The organism is Chthonomonas sp., assembly GCA_016788425.1.
GTDB lineage: Bacteria > Armatimonadota > Fimbriimonadia > Fimbriimonadales > Fimbriimonadaceae > JAEURQ01.
The window spans coordinates 55,263-72,401 of record JAEURQ010000004.1 but is presented as its reverse complement, the minus strand read 5'-3'; the positions used below and the strand labels follow the sequence as shown (position 1 = coordinate 72,401).

The following is a 17,139-nucleotide window of genomic DNA, read 5'->3' as shown; positions in this document are numbered from 1 at the left end:
TATCAAAACATCCGCTCAAAATCGCGAGAAATTGTAGCTAATTTCGAAATCCAAGCTATTCGCCCGGTATGCCCCGGTAGAAATGCCAGGGTCAAGGTTCTTGGTGTTCCTAAACGTGTAGGTCGCGTTGAAACTCAGGTCCTGCCAAATTCGATATTGGTAGGTCAGCGCGTTGCTCCACTCGTCCTGACCCAGGTAACCCGTGGTGCGCGAGCGCCGAATATCCAAGATCAGATTCTGACGAGGGTTGAGGCCGTAGACCGCGGTGCCCGAAATGGCGAGCCCATCTTGGCTAAAGGTGGTCGCGCCGCCCGCCAAAAAGCTGCTAAAGCCAAGCTGCCATCGCAGGCGGCTCTTGGGCGGCGCCGCCGTAAGGTAGCCCGCAATGCTGGTGGAGCGCGATGTCGGCACCGCCGAACCCAAAAAGCGTGTCTGACTCTGGTCGAGCGAGAGGCTCCATAGGTAACCGCGCAACGAATCCACGCTCACGCCCAGGCTGTAGCTGTCGGTATCCGAGTTCGAACTCACGCTACCCGTGGCGCGGCGCTGTTGCAGGGAGGCATTGAGCGACACGCGATCGGTCGGCGAATAGCTGGCGACGTTGGTCCAACTTCGCAGGTTGGTAATGCCGGTGCCAAACAGGCTGCTGGAGCCGTTGCTAAAGCCGTTGCCATCGTAGCCAATGCCGAATCCGTTGGTGAAACTGCCGAGCGTTGCGAGGGCCCCGCCGTCGCTCACCACGTAGGCCGAACTCAACGAGAGCCGCGAGTTGGGGCGGTAGGTGGCCGCGATATCGTAGTCGCGACCGGTGCCCGATTGATCGCCCGCGTGGACCCGCAGCAGGCTCGCCGAAGCGCGCAATCCCAGGCGAGAATCGCCGAAGTATGTGGTGCGGAGCTTGAGGCCTCGCAACAGCAGGCTTTGGCTGGTGGTGCTGGTGAGCGGTTGACGACCCGCCTGATTCTCGACGCCTAGGCCCCATTCGAACTTCGCCTGTCGCCGATTGACAAAGAGCGCGGTGCGCGCCAGGTTGCTCGCGCCGAGGGTGGTTCGCGACTTCACGTCGGTGCGCTCGGCCGTCCAGTAGCTGGCGGAATCCTGATCGTAACGCGCCGTGAGCCCGGCGCTGGTGCTCCGATTGCCGAACGCGTTGCCCACCGAATTGTAACTTGTAATCGCCGAGTTGCGGGTTGTCGCGCCCAGCTTCAGGCGCGAGGTCGGACGGTATTCCATCGTGGATTGATAGCCGTCTTCGTTGCGGTTGAAGCCTACGGACTCCACGGCAACAAAGCCGTTGGGCACGCGCCGCCAACTGGTGGTGAGATCAAACTTGCTACCCCGCAAGGTCAGCGAGGCCCCCCGCGCGGTGCCGTTGCTCGGGGTGGCCGAGTTACTCAACCGGCCCGTTGCAGTGGAGAGTGTCACTCCGCCGGTCAGGTCCTTGCCGCGGATCGTGCTCGTGTACTGCAGGCCAAGGTTCGCGCGGTCGCCGTTGGCCGTGCTTCGCGCCTTGGGCGTGTAGAGCACCGCGACCTCGCTGCTGGAAGCGATGAACCGCGTAAAGTAGAAAATCGCCGGATTGGTCGTGTCGAACACGAAATCCACGCCCAGGGTTTGCACCACGCCATCAAGCCGGATGACGATCTGCGTGCCCGGCTGCGGCTCAAACTGCAGCGTGTAGGGAGTGCTCGCCGGGCCAAAGCCTTGGAACTTCTCCAGGCGGGAACTCAAACGCCCGGCTCCGCGGGCATCTTGCCGCAACGCGGTGACCGAAACCCGTTGGCCGTCGCCGAGATCATAACCCGCGCCGACGCCACTGACGCGGCCGCGCCGATCGTTAAACCCAAACGCCTCGTAGCTGGCGACGATCACGCTGGTGAGTGGGGCGACACGCCCGACGAGCGTAATGGACCCAACTTCGTAGTTGATCGCGTAATCCTCGCCGGGGCGAAGGTCCACTCCGTCGAGTTGAATCTTTTCGCTACCCGGCACCAACTGGCTGGCCTGCAAGTAGTACGGGCCGGCCGAGTTGTTGCCGCTGACGCTCACTGTGCGCGCGCTGCCCGTGGCTTCGCTACTCACGGCGCGGGCCGAAAAATTGCCCTTGCGGTAGCCGACGCTCACCCCACGCAGCGACTTGTTGAGCGTAGCAAACTGGTTGCCGGTGATGAGGCTGCCGGGCAGGTCGCCGGCGTTGACAATGAGGCCGTTCTTCTCGTAGTCCAGGCTAAAGCGTTGCCCCTGGGGGTCTTGAAACCGGTCGTCTTGGATGTTCGCCCGGAAGTTCACCACGCCCAACACCTTGCGCCCGGTGAGCTGAATCTGGCCGATGTTGGTCACGCGCCGCGAACCCTGCCCAAAGTAGTTGACCGTGTTAAAGGCCGAGCGGTCGCCATCAATCCCGTGGAAGTGCAATCCGACGCTGCGGTAGCCGCTTACCTCGATCTTCTTGATCTCCTTTTTGACCGCCTTGACCCACGCCGGGTCAGACGAGTGAGCCAGAGTCGTGGTGAAGATTAAGGCGAAAAGGAGGGAGCGCTTCAAAGATTTTCGAGGAGCAGGCTGATGTTTTGCTGCGCCGCTTCCCTTTGTTGGACGCATCTCGCGGCGAACGACTTCATCACAATCTCCTTGTTCTTTTGGAACTGCAGGAAGTTTTCGAAGAGTCGCTGCGGCGTGAGGTCTTTCACGTTAGCGGCCGGGAGGTCAACCAACTGCGCAAACGCGTTGACCTTCGGGTCGTAGCTCACCATGAACGACGGCACGCCCACGGTGGAGGCGAGAATCCCGGCATGCAGGCGCATCGCGATGAGCGAGTCCATGCGCATGATGCGCTGCTGCACGGTCATCGGCGTCGGCATGCGGCGCACGCTGGGCACCTTGCCGCCCATTGCCTTATCAATCTCAACGATGAGCGGCCCATCTTCCTTTTGGTCGAGCTCGACCAGCACGGGCAGGAACTTGGCTTGGAAAAGGAGCCGAGCAAGTTCGCCGAACAGCTTCACCACGTGGTCGCCCTTGCCATGCGGACGCGGGGCTAGACCGACCGTTTTCAGATCACCGAGTTGGAAGTCCACCACCTCGCCCGCTTCGGGGCTCGGCAATAGCCAGGCCAGATCGCCGGTGAGTTTGACCGTGCCGCGCACGCCCAGACCCTTGAGCGTCGCCGCCGACTGCGGATCGCGCACGGCGATGGCGGTGCAGGCGCTGAACGCCTTGGTGGCGATGGACTTGCCGCACATGGTTTTGAGCGGACCCACGCCTTGCCCCAGCATGATGACCTTTTTGCCCGCCGCGCGAGCCTTCTTGATAAGCATGCCGTAGTAGGCCGCGCTGCGCACGCTGGTGACATCCTGGAAGATGCTTCCGCCGGCAAAAACGAGGGCGTCCACCGCCTGAATCTCTCGATCAAAAATCTTGAGATCGCGACGGCTAAACGAGGGCACGCCGTACAGACGGTGCGTTTCCTCGGGGCGACCCGACATGACGCGCACATCCACGCCGCTGCCCGAAAGCCCCTGCAACAACCCCAAAAGAATGGCGTCGTCGCCGTGGTTGCCTTCGCCAAAATAGCCCGTCGCTAAGATTCGTTTCGCCATGCAATCGTTCTCTTCATTGTGGCCAACCCGCGAATAACGGCCCAGCCCAGGATCCCAAATAGTGCGCCCAGCACCAACCCGACGCCGATGCGGGTGAGCCCAATGATCAGCGGCGTGTGAAGGTGGCAAAGCGTGTTGACAATGCTTGTTTGGCCGATCGCCCCGACGGCCAAAAGGAGCGCGCCCAGCGATTGGTCACGCTCGGATTCGCGGTTTTCCAAAAATAGCCCGATCATGAGCGCGGGGTGCCCCAGCAGGAACTCCTTGGTGCGGGGCCGGACGATCAAAAATTGCTCCAGCAGGCTGCGGAACTTGAGTTCCAACCCGCTGACGCCACCGGGCGCGTCGTTCCCTGAGCGCATGGCCATGAACGCCAGCACCACAAACCCGAACAAACCCATGATGAGTTGCCCGATTTTCAGGGGCTGCTGGCCGAGTTCTTTCAGCGAAATGCGGCCCACCAAGAGCCACAGGAAAATGGCGACGAGCGGCAGCATCAGTGCCGCCAGCACGCCCGAGAACACCTCAATTTTTAGCAGCGTGTCGAGCGAGTTGAGCAACCCGCTCACGCAGAGTCCGCCTACCAGACTGGTGAACGAGAGCAGGAAGAACCGCGCGACTGGATGCCAGCGGCAACCGCGCGTCCACAGCACGTAACCGATCACGGGGAAGATCATCGCGCCGATGAGCGCGCCGAACTTCGGGCTGAGCATGGTGACCACGGCGAGGAGCGCGCCGATGATCGCCGCCATGGGCGTTGCGGCGATCGCCATCGCCAGCCAAACCGCGGCAATCGCGATACCGATGCGAATAACCAGCCCGGACCAAGCCGGGACTTCGGGAATCGAGTAGGGCCGGGGTTCGCCCACCACCGCGCCTTCTTTGATGAGCGCGCGGGTCAATGCCTTCAGGTCGTCGCCGAGCCGCACGATCGGCTTGTCGGCGCTTGTGTTAATCGGGCGCACCAGGAGCAGGCGCATGCCCCGCTCGCGGCTCGCCTTGACAAAGCGTTCGATGAAATCGGCCGGGCCAAGCTTATCAACCTCCGCCGATTGGATCGGGTGGAGCCGCACGACGTAGCGCTTGGCCGCCTCGGCGAGCTTGGCGTCGCCCGCGATTTTGCTGAATTCGGGCGTGGCGTACATCATCCCGGTTTCTTCCAACGCCTCCGCCGTGCGATTTATCGAATCGCGGAACCCGAGCACCTGTTCGCCGAGCGGCAAATAGTAGTTCGCGCCATAGCCGTGGGCGGACACTAGAGTGCGCTTGATGCGCTTGGGCGTCATTCCGGGCGCATTGATGAGGCGAGCGACAATGCCGAGCCCCGCCTTTTTGACCGTTTGCGCGGCAAGGGGATCGAGCCCTAGGGGAAGGGATTGCAAGGTGTCGAGCGCGAGGCCGCGACCATCGAGCACGGAATCGCGGTCGAAGTGCTGCCGCACCGGCCGCGACTGGCCGTACTTCACCTTCAGGGCGGTGGTGATGCGGGCGAGCCCGCGCCAGTTGCCAAGATACAAATTCTGTTCGGGATCGAAGCGCACAAGGCCACGGCCAAAGAGTTCGCTGCCCACGTCTTCGCTCAGCGCAACGTGGGTGAGGCCCTGCTGCTTAAGACTCGCCAGGGCTTGCCCCTCTGAGATGCCCTGCGCGGAAGCGAGGTCGCTCACTACCGACCATTCGAGGACGATACCCGTGGATTTGTTGCCTTCTTCCACGGCCACTCGGGCTCGCAGCGAGGCTCCGGCGCCCACCAAAATGAGCAACACGGCGATGGCCAGCAACCAGCCGGGGAGCTTACGCAACTCGCTGCTCTCCCGCGTTGAGGTTGGCCAAGATTCGTTGCTTTCCACCGAGAATCAGGACGGACAGCATGCCCGCAAGAAATCCACCAACGTGGGCCCAGTTGGCCACGCCGTCCTGGGGCACCAAAATTTGGTAGAGAAACCAGAGGCCAAGCAGAATCCACGCGGCGACATCAAAGGTCACCACGAGAATCGCGACCGTGATGACGTTCGCGGGATACAGCAAGAAATAGCAACCGAGAATGCCGCCGATTGCGCCCGACGCGCCCAGCAGCGGAGTCGAGGAGTGAGGCATCACCAGCACGTGCGCGAGGCACGCAAACACACCCCAAAACAGGTAGAGCAACATGAATTTGAAGCTGCCAAACGCCTCTTCGACCTCACCGCCAAACGTGCCCAGAAAGATCATGTTGCTGAGCAAGTGCAGGAAGTTGCCGTGCAGAAACAGGCTCGTGAACAGGGTGCCTAACGCGGGCGGATAGCCGTTGCCTTTGACGGCGCGCACGACCTCGGATGGTCGCATGGCGAGGTCGGCAAACGAAACGCTCGGCCCAAATAGCCCGCCTCCGCGATCCCAAAGATAGATGAACACGTTGAGCCCCAGCAGGGTGTACGTGACATACGGGATCACGCGGCTCGGCTCGTTCGCGCGCTCAGCAATCATGCCGGGGCAAGTCTACCGGACTCAACGGTCAAGGAATACGCCGACCTGACTCTCCGGAGCCGCTTGACGATACGCCCAGTTCGTGCTGCGCTTGCCATTGCCGGCATACGGCGCGGCCACCGGATAGCTATCCTCGCCGCCGGCATCCCAAAACACACCGAAACTGAGCGCGCGTTCGCGCAGCGTGCCCTTGGGCGCTTCGCTGGATTGACCGAGGCAAATGCCGGTCGCGCTGTAAAAATCATCGCCACCCTCGTCGGTGAACACCCCGATGCCGTTGGCGTTCGCCGCGCCCAAACTCAGCGAGCCGGCGTTGTACCGATCGTTCTGCAACCCGTCGTCGTGCAGCACGCCGACGCTAAAATCGTGGCCCGCGCCCATCGCCATGTTCATGGGGCCGGTGTACACGTCCGCGCCCTGCATGTCGCGCAGCACGCCGACTGCAAAGTGCGCCGCCGAGCCCTGCACGTACCACTGGCCCGAATAACTGTCGTCGCCTTCTACGTCCAGCAGTCCGCCCAATCCCGACCAGTAGCCCGCGCCCTGACCGAACACGCCACACGAGTAGCGATCGTTGCCGCCGAGATCAAACAGCAGGCCGACGCCTCCGGGCTGCGACATGCCATCGAGGTAATCGGCGCGCCGACCCACGCCGGTGCCCTGCGCAAAGCTCACGTTGTGCAGCGCCGATTGCGCGCTCGGGAAGTCGATGATCTTGTCCTCGGCCACGTACTGGTCGCGACCGGCGCGATCGATCACGCACCCCACGCCGCGCGTGCCGCCAAAACCTTGAATTCGGGTGAACCCGTAGTACACGTCGTCCCCCGCCGCATCTTCCACCAAACCGAACCCGCCAATCGCGCCGCCAATCGCGTTTTTGTAACCGTAATAGCGGTCCGAACCTCGTCGGTCGAAAATGGCCGCGCCGCCCGCGATGGCGAATCCGAGCCCTGTTTCGTGGCTGGCGTACAGGTCGTCGCCCGCGCCATCAGAGATAAAGGCAAACCCAAACGCGGCTCCCGCCGGTCCGAGCCCGCTGCGAATGCGGCGCTTGCCAAACTTGCCCATCTCAGTGCTGATCAGTTCGGGGTCGCTCACGTAGCGGTCGTCGCCGACCGCATCCACCACCACACTCGCCCAATTGGTGGGGCTGCTGTTGCGCGGCAGGTCCACATAAACATCGTTGCCGCCGGTGTCAATCGCGAGCGCGAGGTCGCCCTCGTAGCGATCATTCGATCCGCCACTCAGAATCACGGTGCCCCACGCGGTCATAAAAATCACGCGATATTTTTGCGTCGGCGAGACCGTACCAAGCAGGTTTTGCGCCTCGACGGTGGCTTCGGCGAGATCGCTCCCCGCGGCGAACAACGGTCGTAGGTCCAGGGCGCGCAGCGTCCGTTCGTTGCGGGCGGCTTCCGCCGGATCGTCGCTCTCCAAACCGGTCGCGATCATCGAGCGGAAGGTTTGCGGCGTCCCGGCGAGGCTCCCGACCGCGAGATTCCGTAGAACGACGGCGTCGGCCATCGTGCGAAGCACGATGCTGGCGGCTTGCTGCGCGCCCTCCGGCACCGTACTCAGATCAGGCACTTCGCCCACCAGTTGGCCATCGGCTTTGAACTTGGTGAGGAGCGTTTTGAGGTACCCCTTTTGCGAGGTTTCCTTCATCACCCGCTTGATCGGACTTTCCAGCAAATTACGGCGAGTGGCGATGCCGAGCGTCCGCGCCATCATGCTCACGGTGTCGGCGGGCGAACCGGCGGTGGCGTCTACGCTGCGACGCGCGCTATCAAGCATAAAGCCCGCCTGCCACGGATTCGTCCACGCGGCGTTTACTAATTGGGCGACACCGCTGCGATCGTTAAAGTGACCCACCATGAGCGGATCAAAGCGAGCGGTGGTCGTCTCCAGCCCGGCGAGGCCCAACACCGTATTGAAATCGTTGTCTAAACTGTTACCCATGGCGGGCACTACGAGCCAGGTCAAACTTGCGGCAAGGAGGCTGTTGCGGATCATCGCTCTGCCTATCATCTTGGCGCAAATGGCCCACGCTCAGTTGCCGCCGATTACCGAAGCGCCCCCAAAAATTCAGTTCGAACCCTGGATCGCGGGCCGCGCCAACGACATTTCGCGAAGTTTCTCGGCGAGTTTCCCCAGCGCCGTGGTGACCGCCACGCCGGAGAACAACACCGTGTACGTGGAGGCCAGTTTGCCCGCCGACCAGCTGAACCCGGTGCCGACGGTGATTATTCTTCACTATTGGGGTGCGACCGACTACTTGGTGGAGCGGCGCATGGTGGCCCAACTCAACCGGCGCGGCATTGGCTGCGTGCTGATGACCCTACCGTTCCACATGCGGCGGTCACCGCGCGGAGTTTCCAGCGGTCAACTCGCCGTGCGTCCCGACCCCGCCGCCTTGCGCGAGACGATGGTGCAGGCCACGCAAGACGTACGCCGCACGATTGATTGGATGGAAACGCATCCCGAATTCCGGCGCGGCGCGATCGGCATCTCGGGCACAAGTCTCGGCGCGATTGTGGCGGCCTCGGCAAGCGCCGTGGAACCGCGCATTGGCCCGCAGTGCTACCTTATTGGCGGCGTGGACCTCGCCCACATCGTATGGCGATCCAGCCGCGTGGTCGCGGTGCGCGACGAACTCCGGCGACAAGGCTACACCGAGGATGGGCTGCGCCGCGAACTCGCGAGCGTGGAGCCCGAGCCGCTGCTGAAAGCAAGCGCGCCGCGTCCGGCGCTGGTGGTCAGAGCCCAGTTCGACACGATTATCCCGGGCCAGTCGGCGGATCGCCTGATTGCCGCGCTGAGCAACCCCGCCGTCGAGCGCATGGATACGGGCCACTTCGGTGGCGTTCTCATCGCACGGCCCATCCTGCGGTCGCAAACCGAGTTTTTCGCGAGCGCGTTCGCCGGAGTCGGATATCGCCCGCGGAACCTGCGCGCGCCCACGCTGCGCTTTGGCGCGAGCCTCACTCCGAACCAAGGGCTCGAAGTGTTTGGCGGTGTGAACCTGCTCGGTGACCCCGCCGGAGCCAACCTGAGCCTCCAGCTGTCGCCGCGCAACATCTCGCTGTACCCCAACTTCCAGCTGAGTAAGAGCGTGAGCATCGGCGTGGCGGTGGGGCCGAAGCAACCCGTGCGCCCCCGCCTCAGCTGGAGCTTCGTGCTTTGAACGACGATCTGCGCGCGGCCCGCGACAATCTGCGACACACCTATGTCGAACTCGCGCGAAACGTGCCCGGCACAAGCGTGCATCAGCGCGGCCAGTTCACGCAAACCGTCTCCACCGCGCCGCTCACGATTTGCAATATGGTGATTGACTGCCAGATTCCGGAGGCCGACGTCGCGCAGGTCGTCGCGGATTTCCGGTTGGCATCGGGGCGAAGCAAGGCGTTTCGCGTGTTTCAGGCTTCGGGCGACCAGCCCGAAGACTTGGGGCTGTGGCTCATGGCTGAGGGCTTCACGCTGGAATACTCGCTCGCCCTGATGACCCGCCCCGCCGACCCCGACGATGTGCCCGCCGCGATGCGGCTGGTGGAGACCGACGCCGAGCGTCGCACCGTGATTGACTTTATGGTCGGCACGTTCTTCAGTCGCCGCGACCCGGCTCTAAGGCGGTTTGTCATGGAAGCCAACTTGCGCTCGCCGTTTGAGCTATGGGTGTGTGGCTCGCCGGGCAGCCCGCCGGAAGGCGCGGTGATGCTCGTAGATCGCCCCGAATCGCTCGGCATGTATAACCTCTGCGTCGCGCCGCGACGTCGCCGCGAGGGTGTGGGTTCGGGAATCCTGCACTTTTGCCAGGCTCAGGCCTCCGCCCGAGGCAAGATTTTCACCTTCCAAGCCGACAGCCGCATGGTGGTTTGGTATCGCGAACGAGGAGGAATTGAAATAGGTTCGGTAAAAATCTATACAAATCCCCACAAAATGCGTTAATATAAACAAGGTAGCGGCATGAGGGAGCGAGCATTTACCTTAATTGAGCTCATTGTGGTGATCATGGTCATCGCGATTTTGAGCGCTCTATTGTTCCCCGTGTTCCAGCGCGCCCGTGCTCAGGGTACGCACGCCGTTTGCGCCACCCAATTGAAGCAACTTGGCTTGGCAACGGGCCTCTACGCCAGTGAGTACGACGATGGCCTAATGCCAGCGCAGTACCGCTCCGACACCGACCAAACCCCGGTTTACGACCGCCGCTGGCCGCAGCTTTTGCTTCCCTACACGCGCAATTTCAAGATGTTCCGCTGTCCGAGCGACACCTTTAAGCATCCGGACACCAGCCTGAACGACCCCTCCTCGCTGATGCGAGATGCCGACGCTTTGGCATATCGCTGGGCGGAGCGCACTAACTACGGCTACAACGCCTTGAATCTTTCGCCCGCCTACTACAGCGGTTCCGAGTGGTACGTCGCGCCGGTGCAACAATCGCAGGTGACCAACCCCAGCGGCACGATTTTGTTCGCTGAGACGGCGTGGGAAATTTCTGGTGGTCGCACGACTGGCGGAGGCAACTACATTGTGTTGCCGCCCTGCCGATTCTCTTTTGAAGGAGGCGCGAGCCTTGATACCCTTGGTTCGGTCTCGCCGGTTTACAACCAAGCGAGCCTTTCACCGGGCTGGAGCCTCGATTTTCACGATAAGAAGCTTGTTTATGGCGGCGCTTGGGCATTCCACGGCGGCACCATGAACCAGGCGATGCTCGATGGCGCGGTGGTTCGCCGCTCGCTCCCGGCGAGCACAGTGGGTTGCGACATGAAGCCCCGCTGGCAAGGCAGAATTATTGATCGCGGCGCCTACCTCTGGGACGCAAACTAAAAGAACGTGGTATAACGTCTTTGCGTTGGGGGCAGATGCCCGAGTGGCCAATGGGAACAGACTGTAAATCTGTCGGCGAGAGCCTACGCAGGTTCGAATCCTGCTCTGCCCACCATCTTATTCCTCCCCAAGCATTTGCTCGACGGTCCGCGGCCAGTCATCCTTCAGCAGACGGCTGAGGCCGCGATCCGCGAGAATCCGATCTTCGTTTTGACAGCGGGCGCAGTAGTTCGTCTCGTTCTCGGCGTACACAATGCGCTGGATCGGCACCCCGCACACCGGACATGGCTTGCCGAACTTGCCGTGCGTGGCGAAGTCGGGCCGGAACGCGGTGACCTGGCTCGGCTTCGGAAACTCCTTGATTTCATTTTGGAGCCGTTCGGTCCACATTTCTAAAGTTTGCTTCGCCGCCTCATGTAATCTCTGGATTTCCTCTGGTTTGAGCGCTTGCGTTAGGCGCATGGGACTGAGCTTGGCGTGGAACAGAATCTCATCCGAGAACGCGTTGCCGATGCCATCGAACCACGAAGGGTTGGCCAGCGCACGCTTGAGCGTGCGATTCTCTTGCTGCAGAATAGTTTGGAACCGTTCGGTTTTCATTGCGCGAACGTCTTCGCCGCCGCGACCCAATCGCTCCGCGCTGGCTCGATCGGGGAGGATGTGCAGCGAGCTACGCTTCTTTTTAGATGCTTCGGCCACCGAAAGAACTCCGTTAGGAAACTCAATTCCCCAGAGAATATCGCGCGCCTTGGGGCGGGCGAGCTTCTCGCCTTCGCGCCACACAAACCGGCCCGAGATCATGAGGTGGACAATAAGAGTCCGACCGGATTCAAATTCGAAAACCAGGCGTTTGCCGACGCGGAACACGTCGCGTACGGTGTCGCCGATAAGGTCGCGCGGGGCCACCTCCACCGAGCGAAGGACGAACATGGACCACACGCCGATGTTGGTGACCGACTGCCCCACCAGCCGCTCGCGCAGGCGAACCTGGTAGAGCGTGATATCGGGCAGCTCGGGCATGGCGGGCGGTTGTCTACACCGGGAGTTCGGCTCGACGCTCGATCACACGGCGCTCGCTATGATCCAGAACCTTCTTGCGGAAGCGCAGCATCTTCGGCGTCACCTCGAGCAGCTCGTCATCGCGAAGCCAGCCGAGAGCTTGCTCCAGCGAAAAGTCGCGGTGCTGATCCAAAACCGTGGTCGAATCGGCGTTGGCCGAGCGCATGTTGGTGGCCGCCTTTTGCTTGGTGATGTTCACCACCATATCCTCATCGCGCGAGCACGCGCCGATGATCATGCCGCCGTACACCTCGGTGCTGACTTCGTAGAACATCGTCCCGCGCTCCTGCACATCTTCGTAGGCGTAGCGGGTGATTTTGCCCGGATCCTTGGCGATGAGCGCGCCTTGCGAGCGGCTTTCGACTTCGCCCTTGTACGGGTGATAGCCATCGAAAATCGAGTTGGCAATGCCCAGACCGCGGGTCATGGTGAGGTAGTTCGAGCGGAACCCGATGAGGCCGCGCGTGGGAATGTGATATTCCACACGGGTGGTGCCGTTTTCTTGGCTGGCCATGTCGCGCAGTTCGCCGCGTCGGCGGGCCAGGTCTTCCATGACGGTACCGAGCGAATCGTCCGGCATTTCCAACGCCACCACTTCGTAGGGCTCGGTAAGGTCGCCTTGCTCGTCGCGCTTAAAGATAACCTGCGGGCGGCTAATCTGCATTTCGTAACCCTCGCGGCGCATGGTTTCAATCAGGATCGCCAGCTGCAGTTCGCCGCGCGCGGAAACCTTCACCGTATCGGCCGCGGAACCCTTGTCCAGCTTAATGCTCACGCTGACCGCCTCTTCCTTTTCGATGCGCTCCTTGATCTTGTGGATGGTCAGGAACTTGCCGCCATCTTTGCCGGCCAGCGGCGAGTTGTTGGCGTAAAAGTTCATGGTCAGGGTGCTCGGCTCGACCTTGATGCTCGGCAGCGGCGGCGTGGTATCCGGCACGCTGATGGTGTCGCTGATGAGCACGTCGCTGAGGCCACTAAGCATGACGATTTCGCCGGCTTCCACCTGCTCCACTTCCTTCAGTTGGATGCCTTCGTAGATCCAAAGCTTGGTGACGTTGAAGCCGATTCGCTTATCGGAGCCCTCGCGTTGGTGCTCCATGCGATCCCCTACCTTGATCTTGCCGCGGATGACCTTGCCACCGAACATGCGACCGAGGTACTCGCTGTAATCGAGGTTGTTGACTTGCAGCAAAAATGGGGCGTCGAGGTCAGCTTCGGGCGGGGCGATCGCGTTGACGATCATCTCGAACAGCTCGCGCATATCGGTTTCTTTCCCGTTCGGTTCCGAACGGGCAAAGCCGGACGCGCCGCTGGTGTAGAGGTGCGGGAAAAACAGGTCGTCTTCGTTGGCGCCGAGATCGATAAACAGGTCGAGAGTTTTGTCGTAGGCCTCCAGCGGGCGGGCGCCTTCGCGGTCCACCTTGTTGACGCAGACCACCGGCTTGAGCTTGTTATCGAACGCCTTGCGCAGGACAAATCGGGTTTGCGGTTTGGGGCCCTCGTTGGCGTCGACGATGAGCAGCACGCCATCCACCATGCTGAGCACACGCTCGACTTCGCCGCCGAAATCGGCGTGGCCGGGGGTGTCAACGATGTTGATTTTCACGCCCTTGTAGCGCACGCTGGCGACCTTGGAAAGAATGGTGATGCCCTTTTCGCGCTCCAAATCGTTGGAGTCCATCACGCGTTCGGCGACGTGTTGGTTTTCGCGGAACAGACCGGCTTGACGGAAAATGGCGTCTACCAGGGTCGTTTTTCCGTGGTCGACGTGCGCGATAATGCCGATGTTGCGAATGGCGGGGGGCATAGACAGAATTATACCTGTTCGCCCGCTCAACCCCGGTTAAATCTTTGGTCGCGGGTTCGGAGGTGGGGTTGCGAAGCGCCCCCGTCTGCCCACTTGCCACGCCCGCGCGACTACGCTTGCGCTAGTCGCTTTGCCCAGACGGGGGCTAAGGCTGCCGCGGCCGATTGGAATCATCAATGCCAAGCTCGGCGCGCAGTCTCTTCACAACCTTTTGGGAGAAAAGCGGCTTGCGGCTCCAATCTCGAACTTCCTGATACGACCTAGCCTCGCAGTGGAGACCATAAGTCTCCGGGCTGACCTTCCCTACACACAACAAAAATTCGCCGTAATAGTCACTATCGTTCTCCCAATACTTTACGGTGTACCGTATCTTGGCTTGAATTGCCAACGTTTCGCCGTCGGAGTTGCCCCCGATCGCTACGCCATTAAAGAGTCCACCGTTTCGCGGATCGGCCACGATTTCAGCGGCGGCAGCGAGGCCCGCCATGGCGTAATCATCCAGACTCGCCATGATCTCATCCAGTGAAGCATTCTTGAGTGAGTGTCCTTTCCGTATACCGAGCGCATACATGCCGTTCCACTTAGGCAGAATTTCCAACTTTTGGAGCTCTTCACGCACGTAAGATCGAGACTCTTCGTTCCACTCCAAGTAAAGAAACTGCTTTAGCTTTCTTTGACGAGATTTGCCGCTCCCCATGACTGCCTTCCAGTGTACCGGTCACTCGCTTTGCCCAGACGGGGGCTGGGGCTGCCGCGGGAAAGGCAGCTAGGGAGTGAGTGCTAGTTCCGATGTGAAGGATAGCAATTCGCTTATCCCGTACTTGTAAGTCCGTACAAGCTATGAATGACCTTGAGGATGCGGCCATCCGACTTGTTCAGAAAAACCTCGAACGTGCCGCCCACCCAAACTTTTCTGTCGCCGTTGGGGAGCACCTCGGGTGGTGGCAGGCTTCCTGAAACCATCCAGACCCCTTTCTCCAGCTCCGCCTGATGCGGCTTCTGCTTTTCGACAAGGCCTTTTCCAAACACGTTTTCCGCCACCGCCACACCGATCGCAATGGCGGTTCGCTCGTTCGGGACGTAGCCGTCTTTCGGCGGGCGATCGGGCTCGGCCATGACCATGGCGCCGCCACACAACAAGCCCATCGCAAAAACTAGAGTTTTAGTCGTCATCAGATTCTTCCTATTGCAATCCTACTCAAGGCCCTTCGGTTCCGATCCACCCTCGCCTCCTCGAATGGGAGGTAGGACCGGTTTCGCTCTAGAAAACCATCCCCCATATGTTTTCGGAAGATCCCTTGGGAAGGGTCGTAGTGTTCTGAACGGATCCTTTTGGTCCCAAAACTCTTTTTCATCAAGACCAACTAAATGGCGCCCATTGTAGGCTGCGTTGATGTGATAGTATGCATGACCCAAATCATACCGGAGGCCATCTTCATCAGTATCACCCTCCTCAAGTCTAGTAACAATGTCTTGCAGCTGTTCAATCGCTTCGTTCAAATTTGCCACGATCCACCACTTTGTCATCGCCTCTAGTCCCTCATACCTTCACCCATGGAGTCGTGTTGCCCAAGCACTCCCAGATGCGAGCGAGGCTTGACGCGCGTGCACAAGAATCCTTTGGTGCCGACATAAAATCCGATGATCAGGGAAACAAGCAAAAGCGCGTCACCGAAAACCATGGCGCCCCCCAGGGGCCCGAGGGGCCAGATGCAGAGGAGTAGCCATTGGCAACATCCGATGGCGATGGCAATCGCGGACCAGACAGATCGACAATGCTTCGCGATGCAAGCTCGGGCAACGAGGAAGATCAACAAACATGTGAACGAAACCAACAGAAAGGCGCCGATCGCAATGAATGGCAGCACGTATTGTCCGTCCATCAAATCTACCATCGCTCTTGACGGTAACTGCTCCATGTAACTGCTCATCGTTTACACCTCCTTTGTCAGGAGTCTATTAAATCTAGCTGCCGTGATCATATCATTTTCTTCTGAAGTAGGCTCGCGTTTGGATAAAGATAGCACAATAGGATATGACGAAAGCACCGAAGCCGTGCGCAAGCATCGCTCCCTCAGTGGGCAAGTTCCACAGCCAAAAACTGACAGCAACTCCAAGACAGACGCAAACAAACTTCAAGGCTCTTGGCCTAGCCAACCAGATATTGATGAGGAGCGTAGCGCCAACAATCCCGGTAATTCCAATCTGCGATGGGCTCATCTGCTCTCCGTGTGGACCAGAACGACGCTCCACGTCCACGCCCAAAGCAAACCCCACATATATGTAAGAACTGCATCCGGCATTACAAAAGCTGGCAAGACGGAAAGGGCGTGCCCGAAGAGCAGTTGCATATTCGCTTTGTCACCACGCACCAACTTTCTAGCGATAAGAAAACTGCTTACGAAAATTGAAACGACAAATACGGCAGGAAATATAAACTTCACAGTGCTACTATTCCAAGAACTTGGAAGACGAAATGTTTGGAGGGCGGCTTCGGCGGCCATCCCGTCAGCTGTTGATCACAATAAGGGGGTGACATATTAAGTTCCGAGATATAGAAACTCCGGCATCGTGCCGGCAATAGGTACTCCGAGCATCATGCCCGCGAACGGTCCACATAAAATGCGAAGGCCTACTCGCGCCCAATTGAAAATGGTTCATGTCATGATACACCAAAAGCAAGTAGCAACAATGCACCAGAACCCGACGCATGTCGAAATGTTTCCAGGGATTCTGGCCCACCATTGGGAGCAAAGGAAGGATTTACCTGGCTTCTCCACGATACCAACGCACACAAGCTCAGGAAGAATGACGAGTAGGATAACGCAACCATTCCACTCGCAAGAAGCCAATTCTTAGCACGAGACCCAGATCTCCCTTCGGAGGAACCCACGAGCAAGTAAGGGACTGCACCCAGAAACAGCACTGCAGTGCTCAATATCATCTTATCTAACCTCTTCAGGATTCTTAGCTGGTTCAATAACAAGTTTGGCTAGAGAACAATGAGGAAAGGTTAGCACGGCATAAGAGAGCATCACCGAAAACAAAATCAAAACCAACAGATTAACCAATGACTGATCAAGATGAGAATTCCGTTTCGAGAAGAAGTCCACGCAAACAAATGTGACAACTGCAACTAAGAAGAAGTATAGCACTTGCCTTTTCCGAATGACTAAATCTGGAAAAAATTCAGAAACATCAAGCCCGACTCTATTTGCATTACTCTTTGAATTTGCTTCGACATGTTGAACGACTCTTGAAACGTACCATCGCACGAGCAAACTGCCCAAGCCAATGAAGATAAGGAAATTTGTGGAGGGCCAGTAAATATGGTCTGACAAAACGGACGTTGCAATCCCTGAATGAATCATGATCTTGTTGAGT

General features: G+C 59.7%; 12 protein-coding genes and 1 tRNA gene. 4 read left to right on the top strand and 9 right to left on the bottom strand.

Translation table 11 applies throughout. The annotated features are described in order from the left end of the window. Positions 1-15 precede the first annotated feature (15 nt). Genes JNJ45_10145 through JNJ45_10125 form a run of 5 tightly spaced genes read right to left on the bottom strand, consistent with a single transcriptional unit; the run spans position 16 to position 8,024 of the window. A complete protein-coding gene (locus JNJ45_10145; protein MBL8049027.1) occupies positions 16-2,544 on the bottom strand; it encodes a hypothetical protein in 2,529 nt (842 codons plus the stop codon). Next, the gene (gene csaB, locus JNJ45_10140; protein ID MBL8049026.1) at positions 2,541-3,599 is read right to left on the bottom strand and encodes a polysaccharide pyruvyl transferase CsaB; all 1,059 of its coding nucleotides are present in this window, start codon (positions 3,597-3,599) and stop codon (positions 2,541-2,543) included. The genes JNJ45_10145 and csaB overlap by 4 nt, the downstream gene beginning before the upstream one ends. Continuing rightward, complete coding sequence (locus tag JNJ45_10135) at positions 3,581-5,401, bottom strand: hypothetical protein (protein ID MBL8049025.1); 1,821 nt, start codon at positions 5,399-5,401, stop codon at positions 3,581-3,583. Before JNJ45_10135 ends, csaB begins: the two co-directional genes overlap by 19 nt. Further along, positions 5,394-6,065, bottom strand: a complete 672-nt coding sequence (locus tag JNJ45_10130) for a rhomboid family intramembrane serine protease (protein ID MBL8049024.1) — start codon at positions 6,063-6,065, stop codon at positions 5,394-5,396. The genes JNJ45_10135 and JNJ45_10130 overlap by 8 nt, the downstream gene beginning before the upstream one ends. A 21-nt stretch (positions 6,066-6,086) precedes the next feature. Continuing rightward, a complete protein-coding gene (locus tag JNJ45_10125; protein MBL8049023.1) occupies positions 6,087-8,024 on the bottom strand; it encodes a hypothetical protein in 1,938 nt (645 codons plus the stop codon). Between JNJ45_10125 and JNJ45_10120 the strand changes: the two genes are divergently transcribed. The 4 genes from JNJ45_10120 to JNJ45_10105 all read left to right on the top strand — a co-directional run bounded on the left by JNJ45_10120 (position 8,023) and on the right by JNJ45_10105 (position 11,004). Beyond that, positions 8,023-9,249, top strand: a complete 1,227-nt coding sequence (locus JNJ45_10120) for an alpha/beta hydrolase family protein (protein MBL8049022.1) — start codon at positions 8,023-8,025, stop codon at positions 9,247-9,249. The two genes, JNJ45_10125 and JNJ45_10120, sit on opposite strands and share 2 nt — an antisense overlap. Further along, positions 9,246-10,010 (top strand): GNAT family N-acetyltransferase, encoded by a 765-nt coding sequence (locus JNJ45_10115; protein ID MBL8049021.1) that lies wholly within the window; start codon positions 9,246-9,248, stop codon positions 10,008-10,010. Before JNJ45_10120 ends, JNJ45_10115 begins: the two co-directional genes overlap by 4 nt. Positions 10,011-10,028: 18 nt before the next feature. Then, positions 10,029-10,889, top strand: a complete 861-nt coding sequence (locus tag JNJ45_10110; GenBank protein ID MBL8049020.1) for a prepilin-type N-terminal cleavage/methylation domain-containing protein — start codon at positions 10,029-10,031, stop codon at positions 10,887-10,889. A 29-nt stretch (positions 10,890-10,918) separates the two neighbouring features. After that, positions 10,919-11,004: transfer RNA gene (locus tag JNJ45_10105), tRNA-Tyr, on the top strand. A 2-nt stretch (positions 11,005-11,006) separates the two neighbouring features. On the opposite strand, the gene JNJ45_10100 is transcribed toward JNJ45_10105, so the two are convergent. The 4 genes from JNJ45_10100 to JNJ45_10085 form a co-directional block, all read right to left on the bottom strand. Beyond that, positions 11,007-11,909 (bottom strand): hypothetical protein, encoded by a 903-nt coding sequence (locus JNJ45_10100; GenBank protein ID MBL8049019.1) that lies wholly within the window; start codon positions 11,907-11,909, stop codon positions 11,007-11,009. 13 nt (positions 11,910-11,922) lie between these two features. Further along, positions 11,923-13,755 (bottom strand): translational GTPase TypA, encoded by a 1,833-nt coding sequence (gene typA / locus JNJ45_10095; GenBank protein MBL8049018.1) that lies wholly within the window; start codon positions 13,753-13,755, stop codon positions 11,923-11,925. A gap of 145 nt (positions 13,756-13,900) precedes the next feature. Further along, complete coding sequence (locus tag JNJ45_10090; protein ID MBL8049017.1) at positions 13,901-14,452, bottom strand: hypothetical protein; 552 nt, start codon at positions 14,450-14,452, stop codon at positions 13,901-13,903. 113 nt (positions 14,453-14,565) lie between these two features. Further along, on the bottom strand, positions 14,566-14,928 hold the full coding sequence (locus JNJ45_10085) for a hypothetical protein (GenBank protein MBL8049016.1): 363 nt from the start codon (positions 14,926-14,928) through the stop codon (positions 14,566-14,568). Between the last annotated feature and the right edge of the window lie 2,211 nt (positions 14,929-17,139).